Annotated in this window: 11 protein-coding genes and 2 pseudogenes; 7 read left to right on the forward strand and 6 right to left on the reverse strand. The window is 71.8% G+C overall.

Going from position 1 to position 12932, the window contains the following annotated elements; translation table 11 throughout:
• Positions 1-326, forward strand: a pseudogene (locus ABZ484_RS36770) (CDP-alcohol phosphatidyltransferase); the annotation flags it as partial.
• Positions 327-856: 530 nt separating this feature from the next.
• On the opposite strand, the gene dusB reads toward ABZ484_RS36770, so the two are convergent.
• Positions 857-2029: a tRNA dihydrouridine synthase DusB gene (dusB, locus tag ABZ484_RS36775; protein ID WP_358870303.1), complete on the reverse strand. Its 1173-nt coding sequence runs from the start codon at positions 2027-2029 to the stop codon at positions 857-859.
• An 81-nt stretch (positions 2030-2110) separates the two neighbouring features.
• Here dusB and ABZ484_RS36780 point away from each other — a divergent pair, with 81 nt between their 5' ends.
• The gene (locus ABZ484_RS36780) at positions 2111-3556 is read left to right on the forward strand and encodes an MFS transporter (RefSeq protein ID WP_358870304.1); all 1446 of its coding nucleotides are present in this window, start codon (positions 2111-2113) and stop codon (positions 3554-3556) included.
• An 82-nt stretch (positions 3557-3638) separates the two neighbouring features.
• On the opposite strand, the gene ABZ484_RS36785 is transcribed toward ABZ484_RS36780, so the two are convergent.
• A complete protein-coding gene (locus ABZ484_RS36785; RefSeq protein ID WP_358870305.1) occupies positions 3639-4568 on the reverse strand; it encodes a helix-turn-helix transcriptional regulator in 930 nt (309 codons plus the stop codon).
• Between the two features lie 101 nt (positions 4569-4669).
• On the opposite strand from ABZ484_RS36785, the gene ABZ484_RS36790 reads away from it, so the two are divergent.
• Positions 4670-6103: an MFS transporter gene (locus ABZ484_RS36790; protein WP_358870306.1), complete on the forward strand. Its 1434-nt coding sequence runs from the start codon at positions 4670-4672 to the stop codon at positions 6101-6103.
• A 53-nt stretch (positions 6104-6156) separates the two neighbouring features.
• A pseudogene (locus ABZ484_RS36795) lies at positions 6157-6354 on the forward strand (serine hydrolase); the annotation flags it as partial.
• Between the two features lie 68 nt (positions 6355-6422).
• Here the strand turns inward: ABZ484_RS36795 and ABZ484_RS36800 are convergent.
• From ABZ484_RS36800 to ABZ484_RS36815, 4 genes are all read right to left on the reverse strand, one after another.
• The gene (locus ABZ484_RS36800) at positions 6423-7013 is read right to left on the reverse strand and encodes a TetR family transcriptional regulator (protein WP_358870307.1); all 591 of its coding nucleotides are present in this window, start codon (positions 7011-7013) and stop codon (positions 6423-6425) included.
• 38 nt (positions 7014-7051) lie between these two features.
• Entirely contained in the window at positions 7052-8062 is a 1011-nt protein-coding gene (locus tag ABZ484_RS36805) for an aldo/keto reductase (protein ID WP_358870308.1), read from the reverse strand.
• Positions 8063-8153: 91 nt separating this feature from the next.
• Positions 8154-8765 carry a LysE family translocator gene (locus tag ABZ484_RS36810; protein ID WP_358870309.1) on the reverse strand — a complete coding sequence of 204 codons (612 nt, stop codon included), beginning with the start codon at positions 8763-8765 and terminating at the stop codon, positions 8154-8156.
• Positions 8766-9079: 314 nt separating this feature from the next.
• Positions 9080-10462, reverse strand: a complete 1383-nt coding sequence (locus tag ABZ484_RS36815) for a glycine--tRNA ligase (RefSeq protein ID WP_358870310.1) — start codon at positions 10460-10462, stop codon at positions 9080-9082.
• Positions 10463-10645: 183 nt separating this feature from the next.
• Between ABZ484_RS36815 and ABZ484_RS36820 the strand changes: the two genes are divergently transcribed.
• The 3 genes from ABZ484_RS36820 to ABZ484_RS36830 all read left to right on the forward strand — a co-directional run.
• Positions 10646-11602: a metal ABC transporter substrate-binding protein gene (locus ABZ484_RS36820; RefSeq protein ID WP_358870311.1), complete on the forward strand. Its 957-nt coding sequence runs from the start codon at positions 10646-10648 to the stop codon at positions 11600-11602.
• Positions 11603-11613: 11 nt separating this feature from the next.
• Positions 11614-12384 (forward strand): metal ABC transporter ATP-binding protein, encoded by a 771-nt coding sequence (locus ABZ484_RS36825; protein WP_358870312.1) that lies wholly within the window; start codon positions 11614-11616, stop codon positions 12382-12384.
• Positions 12384-12932: iron chelate uptake ABC transporter family permease subunit (locus ABZ484_RS36830; RefSeq protein ID WP_358870313.1), on the forward strand; the 549-nt coding region annotated here is incomplete at its 3' end. The genes ABZ484_RS36825 and ABZ484_RS36830, both read left to right, overlap by 1 nt.

Consider the following 12932-nt stretch of genomic DNA (forward strand, 5'->3'; position numbering starts at 1 on the left):
CCCGCTCCCGCGAGGAGTACGGCAAGTCGGTCCAGTACTCGGTGACGGCCCTGACCCAGTGGCTCCAGCGCTACGGCGACGACGACACCGTGCTGGTCTTCCTCGGCGACCACCAGCCCATCGCCCGGGTCAGCGGCGACCACGCCAGCCGGGACGTGCCGGTCTCCATCGTCGCCAAGGACCCCAAGGTCCTCGACAAAATCGCCGACTGGGGCTGGACCGACGGCCTGCGCCCCGCCCACAACGCCCCCGTCTGGAAGATGAGCGCCTTCCGCGACCGATTCCTGACGGCGTACGGCTCCACCCCCCACCCCAGGAAGAGCTGACCCCCCGACACCCCGCCCCTGGCACCATCGAGCCACCCGAGCCGAACGGCGCGAGGGGTGCGAGGGGCGCGAGGGGCCGACGGTCGGACGGCAGCCCCGGCAGGACCCAGGGACGGGGTCCAGGGGCGCAGCCCTGGCGGGGCGCAGGGACGGGGTCCAGGGACGGGGCCCAGGGGCGGAGCCCCGGCGGGGTCCAGGGGCGGAGCCCCGGGGACGACCACCCCTCAAGCAACCGAGACGGGCGGGCGGCCAAAGCCCGGGGCGCAGCCCCGGCAGGGTCCAGGGGCGGAACCCTGGGACGACCACCCCTCAAGCAACCGAGACGGGCGGGCGGGCAAAGCCCGGGGCGCAGCCCCGGCAGGGTCCAGGGGCGCAGCCCCGGGGACGACCACCCCTCAAGCAACCGAGACGGGCGGGCGGGCGGGCAAAGCCCGGGGCGCAGCCCCGGCGGGGTCCAGGGGCGGAGCCCCTGGGACGGTCACCTCTCGAGCAACCGAGACGGGCGGGCGGGCGGGCAAAGAAGGCCCCGCTCAACCACCGGAGGTATCCAGCTCAGCGTCCTCGCTCACCCCCGCGCAGTCGTACGGGTCCTTCAGCCAGCCGTCCGGCAGCACCACCCGGTTGTTGCCGGACGTACGGCCGCGGGGCCCCTCCGCACCGACCGGCCACGGCTGGTCCAGGTCCAGCTCGTCCAGGCCGGCGCGCAGCTCCTGGAGGGAGGACGTGATCGCGAGCCGCTTGCGCATCTCGGAGCCGACCGCGAAGCCCTTCAGGTACCAGGCGACGTGCTTGCGGAAGTCGATGACGCCCCGCGACTCGTCGCCGATCCACTCCCCGAGCAGGGTGGCGTGGCGGACCATGACGTCCGCGACCTCGCGCAGGGTGGGCCGTACGCCGCCCCCATCGGTGCCTCCGGCACGGGCATCCGCGTCCGTACGGCCCTCGAACGCCGCCACCAGGTCGGCGAAGAGCCACGGCCGGCCCAGGCATCCGCGCCCGACCACGACGCCGTCGCACCCCGTCTCGCGCACCATGCGCAGCGCGTCCTGAGCCGACCAGATGTCGCCGTTGCCGAGCACCGGGATCTCGGGCACGTGTTCCTTCAGCCGGGCGATCGCGTCCCAGTCGGCGGTGCCGCCGTAGTGCTGGGCGGTGGTGCGGCCGTGCAGCGCGATGGCCGTCACGCCCTCCTCCACGGCGATCCGGCCGGCGTCGAGGTAGGTGAGGTGGTCGTCGTCGATGCCCTTGCGCATCTTCATCGTGACCGGCAGGTCCCCGGCGCCGCTCACGGCCTCCCGCAGGATCGCCCGCAGCAGGTTGCGCTTGTAGGGCAGGGCCGAGCCGCCGCCCTTGCGGGTCACCTTCGGCACCGGGCAGCCGAAGTTCAGGTCGATGTGGTCGGCGAGGTCCTCCTCCGCGATCATGCGGACGGCCTTGCCGACGGTCGCCGGGTCGACGCCGTACAGCTGGATCGAGCGGGGCGTCTCGCTCGCGTCGAACCGGATCAGCTGCATGGTCTTCTCGTTGCGCTCGACCAGGGCCCGGGTCGTGATCATCTCGCTCACGAACAGGCCCTTGCCGCCGGAGAACTCCCGGCACAGGGTGCGGAAGGGTGCGTTGGTGATGCCGGCCATAGGGGCCAGGACCACCGGCGGCCGGACGGGGTGCGGACCGATCTGCAAGGGGGACTCGGGCGTGGGCATTCCCCCATTGTCGCGTATCGACCGAGATCATGTACCACTCATTAGTTAACCGCACTATCGAAATCGACTACGATGGAACGCATGCCCGAGCTCAGCCACCGCCGGCGTCTGCTGGTGCTCGCGATCTGCTGCATGAGCCTGCTGATCGTGAGCCTGGACAACACCGTTCTGAACGTCGCACTCCCCTCGTTGCAGCGCGACTTCCACGCCACCACGTCCGGCCTTCAGTGGACCATCGACGCCTACACGCTGGTGCTGGCGTCGCTGCTGATGCTCGCGGGCTCGACGGCCGACCGGATCGGCCGCCGACGCGTGTTCATGACGGGCCTCGTCGTCTTCGGCATCGGCTCGCTGCTGTGCTCGCTCGCACCGAACCTCGAACTGCTGGTCGTCTTCCGCATGGTGCAGGCCGTCGGCGGCTCGATGCTCAACCCGGTCGCCATGTCGATCATCACCAACACCTTCACCGACCCGCGCGAGCGCGCCCGCGCGATCGGTGCGTGGGGCGCCGTGGTCGGCATATCGATGGCGGCCGGACCGCTGGTCGGCGGCCTGCTGGTGGAGTCGGTCGGCTGGCGCTCGATCTTCTGGGTCAACCTGCCCGTCGCCCTCGCGGCGCTCCTGCTCACCCTCCGCTTCGTCCCCGAGTCCCGCGCCCCGAAGGCCCGCCGCCCCGACCCGGTCGGCCAGGTGCTGGTCATCGCCCTGTTCGGCGCGTTGACGTACGCGATCATCGAGGCGCCGGACGCGAGCGCGGCCCGGGTCCTGCCCTTCGCCGCCGTGGCGCTCGCCGCCCTGCTCGGCCTGCTGTGGTACGAACCGCGCCGCACCGAACCCCTCATCGACCTGCGGTTCTTCCGCTCCGCCCCGTTCAGCGGCGCCACGGTGATCGCGATCAGCGGCTTCGCGGCCCTGGGCGGCTTCCTCTTCCTGTCCACGCTCTACCTCCAGAACGTGCGCGGCCTGGACGCCCTGCACGCGGGCCTGTGGATGCTGCCGATGGCGGGGCCCACCTTCCTGTTCGCCCCGCTGTCCGGGCGGCTGGTCGGCAACCGGGGCCCGCGTCTGCCCCTGCTGATCGCCGGGACCGCCATGACGGCGAGCGCGCTGCTGTTCGCGGTCTTCGAGGCCGAGACGTCCGACCTCACCCTCATGATCGGATACCTGCTGTTCGGCATCGGCTTCGGCTTCGTCAACGCCCCCATCACCAACACGGCGGTCTCCGGCATGCCGCGCGCCCAGGCCGGTGTCGCCGCGGCCGTCGCCTCCACCAGCCGGCAGCTCGGGCAGACCCTCGGCGTCGCCGTGGTCGGTGCGCTGCTGGCCTCCGGGGTCGGCTCGTCCTCGTACAAGGACGCGTTCGTGACGGCCGCCCGGTCCGGGTGGTGGGTGCTGGTGGTCTGCGGACTCGCGGTGCTGATACTGGGCGCGATCACCTCCGGCCGCTGGGCCCGGCGCACGGCCGAGCACACGGCCGACCGGCTCCAGGAGCAGGAGGTCCGCCAGGCGGCGGGCGTCGGCGCCTGAGCCGCTCCCCCCGCGGGCCCTCCCTGACACGCCCCGCCCTGACACGCCCCGCCCCGACACGCCCCGCCCTGACGAGCGGGCCCTACGCGCTGCGCTCCAGCGCGATCGCGTGCAGCTTCTCCAGCCGCTCGCGCGACTCCTCGTCCACCGGTACGTACGTCACCATGCGCGGCCCCACCTCGGGGCTGAGCCACAGGTCGGTGTGGTCGACGGTGAGGCGGCCGACGTGGGCGTTGCGGAACTCCTTGCGCTTGCTCGCCGGGGCGACCACCTCGTGCCGGTCCCAGGCCCGGCAGAAGTCGGGTGACTGGTCGCGCAGCCGCTTCAGCAGCGTCTTCCAGGTCGGGTCGGCCAGATGCCCGGCCATCGCGGCGCGGAACCGGGCCGCCATGTGCCGGGTGGCGTCCTCCAGGTGCACGATCGAGGAGCGCCACTCCTCGTGGGTGTACGCCAGGACCATGCAGTTGCGGTCCTCCGGCGCCACCGCGTCCAGGTCGCAGAGGAGCAGGCCGTAGCTGCGGTTGTAGGCGAGGATGTCGTACCGGCTGTTCTGGAGGCAGGCCGGGAAGGGCTCGATCTGCTCCAGCAGGGCTCGCATGGCCGGCGTGACCGACGGGCAGGTGGCCGACGGGGCCGGGTCCGTGGCGCCGGCCAGCTGGAACAGGTGCGCCCGCTCGCCCGGGTCGAGCAGCAGGGTGCGGGCCAGGGCGTCCAGGACCTGCACGGAGACCTGGATGTCGCGGGCCTGTTCGAGCCAGGTGTACCAGGTGACGCCGACCGCGGAGAGGTGCGCGACCTCCTCGCGGCGCAGGCCCGGCGTACGGCGCCGGGGGCCGCGGGGCAGACCGACCCGCTCGGGTGCGATGTGCTCGCGCCGGTGGCGCAGGAAGGCGGCCAGTTCATGCCGCCGGATCGCCGACGCCGCGGCCTCCCGGGAGCGCGCGGTCCGGCGCTCGTCCCCCGCCTCGCGCGCCGCTTCCCGGATCCGCGTCTCGTGAGCCATGGTGGTCATGCCTCCAGCCTGCCCGCGCACGAACCCTGTTGCCAGGTACTGCTGCTACCAGGATAAGAACACTCTGGTACCCGTCTGGGCCGGGGCGCACGCTCGGATCCGTGACCACCCGAACCATCACTTCACGCACTGTCCGGTCCGTCGCGGCGACACCACCCTCGCTGGGCGGGCTCGGACTCTTCACGGTGCTGCTGGCCGCGGCACTTCCGCTCATCGACTTCTTCATCGTCAACGTCGCCCTGCCCACCATCGGCAGGGACCTGCACGCGAGCGAGGCCGTCCTGGAACTCGTCGTCGCCGGGTACGGGGTGGCGTACGCCGTCCTGCTGGTCCTCGGCGGACGGCTGGGCGACCTGTTCGGCCGGCGCCGTCTCTTCCTCGGCGGCATGGCGGCCTTCGGCCTGACCTCGCTGGCCTGCGGACTCGCGCCCGGAGCCTGGTCGCTGGTGGCGGCGCGGGTCGCGCAGGGCGCGTCGGCCGCCGCGATGCTGCCGCAGGTGCTCGCCACCATCCAGGCGGCCACGTCCGGCCCGCGCCGGGCCAGGGCGATGGGCCTGTACGGGGCGACGGCGGGCCTGTCCATGGTGGCGGGGCAGATCCTCGGCGGCGTCCTGGTCGCCGCGGACGTGTGGGGCACCGGCTGGCGCTCGGTGTTCCTGGTGAACGTGCCCGTCGTGATCGCCGGCCTGGTGCTGGCCGTCCGGTCCGTCCCGGAGACCCGCTCGCAGCACCCGGAGCCGGTCGACGGCCCCGGCACGGTGCTGCTGGCGGTGTCCCTGCTGGCGCTGCTCGCGCCCCTCACCGAGGGCCGTGCGGCGGGCTGGCCGCTGTGGACGTGGCTGTCGCTGGCCGCGTTCCCGCTGGTTGCGGCGGTGTTCTACGCGGTGGAGCGGCGGGCCGACCGGCAGGGCCGTACGCCGCTGGTGCCGCCGAGCCTGTTCCGGCTGGTGTCGCTGCGCCGCGGCCTGGCGCTGATCGTGCCGTTCTCGGTCGGCTTCAGCGGCTTCATGTTCGTGATCGCGGTGGCGTTGCAGCGCGGCGCGGGCCTCGGCCCGGTCCCGGCGGGGCTGGCCCTCGCCCCCATGGCCGTGGTGTTCTTCTTCGTCTCGCTGGCCGGGCCCCGGCTGGTCGCCCGGTACGGCACGCGCGTGGTGACGGCGGGCGCGGTGGTGCAGCTCGTGGGCGTGGGCCTGATGGCGCTGGCCGTCCGGCAGTCCTGGCCGCACCTCGGCGTCGTGGAACTGCTGCCCGGGGCGGCGGTGGCCGGCGCCGGACAGGCGCTCCAGCTGCCCATCGTCTTCCGGATCATCCTCTCCGAGGTGCCGGCCGCCCGGGCCGGGGTGGGCAGCGGGGTCATGGTCACCGCCCAGCAGTCGTCGCTGGCGCTGGGCGTGGCCACGCTCGGCACGCTGTTCCTGTCCCTGGTCCCCGGCTCGGGCATGCGGGACGCCCTGGTGATCACGCTGCTCGTCCAGTTGGCGGGCGTGGTCCTGACGGGCCTGCTCAGCCTCCGACTGCCCCGCACGATCGGCTGACGCCGGGGGTGCAGGCACAGGGCACGGGCGGAGGGCTCGGGCGGAGGGTGCGATGGGGCTACGGAGGCCAGGTCGACGTCACGCCGGCCGATCCGTGGAACGTCCCGGGCCGTTACGGCTGGGCCGGCGGCACCGGCACCACCGCCCACCGCACCCCCACGGGAACGGTGACGATCCTGCTCACCCAGGTGGCCATGAACGATCCGACGCCCACCCGACTGATGCGCGACTTCTGGCGCGCGACCGCCTGACAGGGGCAGGCGGAGGACACCTCCTAGGAGGCGAGACGTCCCCTAAGGGGGTGTCTCGCCCCTACCCCCTAGGGCCGCAGTCCCCGCAGCAGCAGGTCCAGGACCGCGTCGAACTCTTCCTGCACCTGTGGCCGCTCCCACTCCCGCGCGTAGCACGGGTCGTGGAAGCGGCCGGTGGCGTGGAAGAGGGCGCGGGCCGTGGCGGCCGGGTCGGCGGAGGTGAGGGCGCCGGCGGCGACGCCGGCCTCCACGATCCGGGTCAGCTGGGCCGTGAGGTCGTCGATGTGCTCGCCGACCGCCGCGCCGTTCTCGTCCGTGAGGACCGAGTACGTGGCGAACAGCTCGGGGTCGTGTCCCGCCTTGCGGCGCTTGGCGTCGAACAGCCCCTGGAACCAGTCGCGCAGCCGCGCCTCGGGGTCGCGCCCCTCCTGGGCGGCTATGCCCGACAGGGCCTCGGAGGTCCGGTCGAGCCACCGTTTCGTCACCGCCTCGCGCAGCGCCGCCTTGGTGCGGAAGTGGCGGTAGACGCTGCCGTGACTGACGCCGAGCGCGCGGGCCACGTCCACCACGGTGGCCTTCGCCGGCCCGTGGCGGCGCAGCACCTCCTCGGTCGCCTCGAGGATGCGCTCGGCGGTCAGGGTCTCGGTGGTGGGTGACATGCCTTAGACCGTACCTGGACGCGTGGCCGGCGCCGTCGTCAGTGTTCGCTGTCCAGGTGGGCCATCTGCGACTCGGGGTAGCGCTCGCCCGCCGCCGCGTCCGCCGGCACGGCCTCCTCGATGGCGCTCAGGTCGGCCGCGTCCAGGGTGACGTCGAGCGCGCCCAGCGCCTCCGACAGCCGCTCGCGGGTGCGGGCGCCGACCAGCGGCACGATGTCCTCGCCCCGGGAGAGCACCCATGCGATCGCGGTCTGCGCGACGGTGACGCCCTTGCCCTCGGCGATCTTCCGCAGCGCCTCGACGAGGTTCAGGTTGTGCTGGAGGTTCTCGCCCTGGAAGCGGGGCGAGTGCGCCCGGAAGTCGGTCGCGGCGAGCTGCCTGTCGCGGCTGAAGTGCCCGGAGATCAGCCCGCGCGAGAGGACGCCGTACGCGGTGATGCCGATGCCGAGCTCGCGGGTGGTGGGCAGGATCCGGTCCTCGATGCCGCGCGAGATCAGCGAGTACTCGATCTGGAGGTCCGAGATCGGCGCGGTGGCGGCGGCCCGCCGGATGGTTTCGGCGCCGGCCTCGCTGAGGCCGATGTGCCGTACGTAGCCCTTCTCGACCAGCTCGGCGATCGCGCCGACGGTCTCCTCGATCGGTACGTCGGGGTCGACCCGGGCGATCCGGTAGACGTCGATGTGGTCGACGCCGAGGCGCTGGAGCGAGTAGGCGGCGAAGTTCTTCACGGCGGCGGGGCGGCCGTCGTAGCCGCTCCAGTTGCCGTCGGGGTCGCGCAGCGCGCCGAACTTCACGCTGACCAGGGCCTGTTCGCGGCGGGCGGAGGGCGCGGTGCGCAGGGCCTCGCCGATCAGCATCTCGTTGTGGCCCATGGCGTAGAAGTCGCCGGTGTCGAGCAGGGTCACGCCCGCTTCGAGGGCGGCGTGGACAGTGGCGGCGGACTCGGTGCGGTCCGCCTCGCCGTACAGCGCGGACATGCCCATGCAGCCGAGGCCGAGGGCGGAGACCTGGGGACCGGTGGTGCCGAGGGATCGGTTGTTCATCGTCATGGCTCCACCATGCCATGACGAATGACAGATTTCAATATCTGTCATTCATTACTTGTCACCCCACTGTGGACGCCCTCACCCCGCACCCCGCTCACCGTGCGGTGAGCGCGAGCTTGGCGCCCAGCGCCACGAACGACCCCGCGAAGCTCCGCCGCAGCCACGTCATCACACGCGGCCGTGAGACGACGTGGCTGCGCACGGAGGCGGCGAGGACGCCGTACGCGGCGAACACCACGAAGGTCGCCAGCATGAACACCGCGCTCAGCCCGAGCATCCGCGGCAGGGCGTGCGGCTCACCCGGGTCCACGAACTGCGGCAGGAAGGCGAAGAAGAAGATCGTCAGCTTCGGGTTGAGGATGTTGATGAGCACCCCGCGCACGATCACACGCCCCGCCGAGGCGGGTGCGTCCTCCTCCGCGACGACGATCGACTCCTTGTCCCGGGCCGTCGCCCACGCCATGTACAGGAGGTAGGCGACCCCGGCGTACTTGAGGATCTGAAAGGCCGCCGCACTGGCGTTCAGCAGCGCGGCCAGCCCCGTCACGCCGGCCAGGACGTGCGGCACGATCCCCAGCGTGCAGGCGAAGGCGGCGACGACGCTCGCGCGAGGCCCCCGGGAGAGCCCGGCGGCGAGGGTGTAGACGACGCCGGTACCGGGCGTGGCGACGACGACCAGCGTGGTGAGGAGAAAGGCGAGACTCATGCGACCACCCTGCCGCCGCGGCGGCCGGGGACCCAGGTCCAAAGCGGGGCGGCTATAGGGGACCAATAAGCGCGCCCGGACGGGGAGTCAGCGACGACTCTGTGCGGGCCACCCGTGAAGCGACCGAGACGGGCGGGCGGCTGGGCAAACCCTGGGGATGCAGGGGGCAAAGCCCCCGCCGGGGTCTGGGGGCGCAGGGGGCAAAGCCCCCGCCGGGGTCTGGGGCGGAGCCCCAGGGACGGCCACCACTGAAGTGACCGAGACGGGCGGGCGGGTGGGCAAAGACACCCCACCCGCCAAGCCCAGCGCAGCGACTAGGCGCCGAGAAGGCGCCCAGCCAGGTACCCCTCGATCTGGTCCAGCGACACGCGCTCCTGCTTCATCGAGTCACGCTCGCGGACGGTGACCGCGTTGTCGTCCAGGGTGTCGAAGTCGACCGTCACGCAGTACGGCGTGCCGATCTCGTCCTGGCGGCGGTAACGCCGCCCGATGGCGCCCGCGTCGTCGAACTCGATGTTCCAGTGCTGGCGCAGGGCCTGGGCCAGGCCCTTGGCCTTGGGCGACAGCTCGGGGTTCCGGGACAGCGGCAGCACCGCGACCTTCACCGGGGCCAGGCGGTGGTCCAGGCGCAGCACCGTGCGCTTCTCCATCTTGCCCTTGGCGTTGGGCGCCTCGTCCTCGACGTAGGCGTCCAGCAGGAACGCCAGCATCGCGCGGCCGACACCGGCCGCGGGCTCGATGACGTACGGCGTCCAGCGCTCGCCGGCCTCCTGGTCGAAGTAGGACAGGTCCTGGCCGGAGGCCTTGGCGTGGGAGGAGAGGTCGTAGTCGGTGCGGTTGGCGACGCCCTCCAGCTCGCCCCACTCGTTGCCGCCGAACTGGAAGCGGTACTCGATGTCAGCGGTGCGCTTGGAGTAGTGGGAGAGCTTCTCCTTCGGGTGCTCGTACCACCGCATGTTCTCCTCGCGCAGGCCCAGGCCGGTGTACCAGTTCCAGCGCTGCTCCATCCAGTACTCGTGCCACTTCTCGTCCTCGCCCGGCTTGACGAAGAACTCCATCTCCATCTGCTCGAACTCGCGGGTGCGGAAGATGAAGTTGCCGGGCGTGATCTCGTTGCGGAACGACTTGCCCATCTGGGCGATGCCGAACGGCGGCTTGCGGCGCGAGGTGGTCTGCACCTGGGCGAAGTTGGTGAAGATGCCCTGGGCGGTCTCGGGGCGCAGGTAGGCGACGGAGCCGGTGTCCTGGGTCGGGCCGAGGTGGGTGGAGAGCAGGCCCGAGAACTGCTTGGGCTCGGTGAACTGGCCCTTGTTGCCGCAGTTGGGGCAGTTGACGTCGGCCAGGCCGTTCTCCGGCATGCGGCCGTGCTTGGCCTCGTAGGCCTCTTCCAGGTGGTCCGCGCGGAACCGCTTGTGGCACGCGGTGCACTCGGTCAGCGGGTCCGTGAACGTGGCGACGTGGCCGGAGGCGACCCAGACCTCGGGGGCCAGGATCACGGACGAGTCGATACCGACCACGTCCTCGCGCGACGTCACCATGTAGCGCCACCACTGGCGCTTGAGGTTCTCCTTGAGCTCGACACCCAGCGGTCCGTAGTCCCAGGCGGCCTTCTGGCCGCCGTAGATCTCACTGCAAGGGAATACGAAGCCACGGCGCTTGCTCAGGCTGACGATGGTGTCGATCTTGTCGGCGGCCACGGTGCTCTCTTCATTACGACGACGGGCGACGAAGCGAGGCGCTTCACAGCGAATGCTTCAGGGTACCGGCGGGGGCTCCCCCTCAATCAAATCGGTGCCCGGTAAGAGGCCTGTTCGGGTCTCGCAGACCCCTCCACGGACGCTTGTTGACAACGGTTTCCATGTTAGTTGAAAATGACTGTCATGAACGTACGACGACGCCTCATATCCGGGACCGCGGTCGCGGCGGCCACCACCCTCGGCCTCGGAGCCCTCTCCGCATGCTCCACCAGCTCCGCGGCAGGCAATACGGACAAGTACGACGTCGTCGCGTCGTTCTATCCGATGGCCTTCCTCGCCGAGCGGATCGGCGGCGACCACGTCCACGTCACCAGTCTCACCCAGCCCGGCCAGGAGCCGCACGACCTGGAGATCAGCGCCCGGCAGACCGTGCGGCTCCAGGAGTCCGACGCGGCGCTCTACCTCAAGGGCCTGCAGCCCTCGGTGGACAAGGCCATCGCCCAGTCGGAGATCAAGACGAAGATCGACGCCGCCTCCCTGACCACCCTGGAGGAGCACGGCAACGAGGTCGGCGGCCACGCCACCGCGCACGACACCCACGAGGGCGAGGAGACCGGCGGCAAGGACCCGCACGTCTGGCTCGACCCGGTGCGCTACGCCCAGCTCGCCGAGGGCGTCGGCAAGGCGTTCGAGAAGGGCGACCCGGACCACGCGGCCGACTACCGGAAGAACACCGCGGCCCTGGTCAAGCAGCTCGACGAGCTGAACACCCGGTTCAAGGACGGCCTCGCGCATACCAGGACCAAGGTCTTCATCACCACCCACGCCGCCTTCGGCTACCTCGCCGAGCGCTACGGCCTGACCGAGGAGGCCATCAACGGCCTCGACCCGGAGTCCGAGCCCAGCGCCGCCCGGGTCAAGGACCTGGAGACGATGGCCAAGGCCGACGGCGTCACCACCGTCTTCTACGAGACGCTCGTCAGCGGCAGGACCGCGAAGACCATCGCCACGGACGCGGGCCTGAAGACGGACGTCCTCGACCCGATCGAAGGCATCACGAAGAAGTCCCGGGGCACCGACTACTTCTCGGTCCAGGAGGCCAACCTCAAGGCCCTCCAGCAGGCACTGGGCGCCAAGTGACGGGAGACGAGATGACCAGCGGGCCTGTCATAGCCCTGCGCGGGGTGACCGCCGAACTCGGCTCGCGCCCCGTCCTGCGGGGCATCGACCTCACCGTGCGCCGCGGCGAGGTCGTCGCCCTGCTCGGCGCGAACGGCTCCGGCAAGTCCACGGCCGTGCGCAGCGTCATCGGCCAGGTGCCGGTGAGCGCCGGCGGGATCGAGCTCTTCGGCACCCCACGGCACCGCTTCCGCGACTGGGCGCGCGTCGGTTACGTACCGCAGCGCACCACGGCCGCCGGCGGGGTCCCCGCGACGGTCACCGAGATCGTGTCGTCCGGCCGGCTCTCCCGCACCCGCTTCGGCGTCTTCCGCAGGGCCGACCGGGCGGCCGTGCACCGGGCCCTCGAACTGGTCGGCATGGCGGACCGGGCCAAGGACTCGGTGAACGCCCTGTCCGGCGGCCAGCACCAGCGGGTGCTGATCGCCCGCGCGCTCGCCGCCGACCCAGAGCTGCTGATCATGGACGAGCCGATGGCGGGCGTGGACCTGGCCAGCCAGGAGGTGCTGGCCCGCACGCTTCAGGAGCAGGTCGCCCAGGGCGCGACGGTCCTGCTGGTGCTGCACGAACTCGGCCCGCTGGAGCCGCTGATCGACCGGGCGGTGGTCCTGCGCGACGGCTGCGTCCTGCACGACGGCCCGCCGCCGAAGGCGGTCGGCCAGCACGCCCTGCCCGGCCACGACCACGTACACCCGCACGACGCCACGGGCGCCGATCCGATCCGCACGGGACTGCTGAGCTGATGGACCTGTTGAACTACGCCTTCATGCAGCGGGCGCTGCTGGCCGCCGTCCTGGTCGGGATCACCGCGCCGGCCGTCGGCATCTACCTCGTCCAGCGCCGCCAGGCCCTGATGGGCGACGGTATCGGCCACGTCGCGATGACGGGCGTCGGCCTCGGCTTCCTGCTGTCCACGTCCCCGGTGTGGATGGCGACGCTGGTGTCCGTGCTGGGCGCCGTCCTGATGGAGCTGATCCGCTGGTACGGCCGCACCCGCGGCGACATCGCCCTCGCCATGCTCTTCTACGGCGGCATGGCGGGTGGTGTCATGTTCATCAACCTCGCCCCCGGCGGCTCCAACGCCAACCTCACGTCGTATCTCTTCGGCTCCCTCTCGACGGTCTCCCAGTCGGACGTCGTGGCGATCTGCCTGCTGGCCGCCTTCGTCGTGCTGGTCACCCTGGGCCTGCGCCGCCAGCTGTTCGCGGTCAGCCAGGACGAGGAGTTCGCCCGGGTGACGGGGCTGCCGGTGCGCGCCCTGAACCTGCTGACGGCGGTCACGGCGGCGGTG

The organism is Streptomyces sp. NPDC006393 (assembly GCF_040628575.1).
GTDB lineage: Bacteria > Actinomycetota > Actinomycetes > Streptomycetales > Streptomycetaceae > Streptomyces.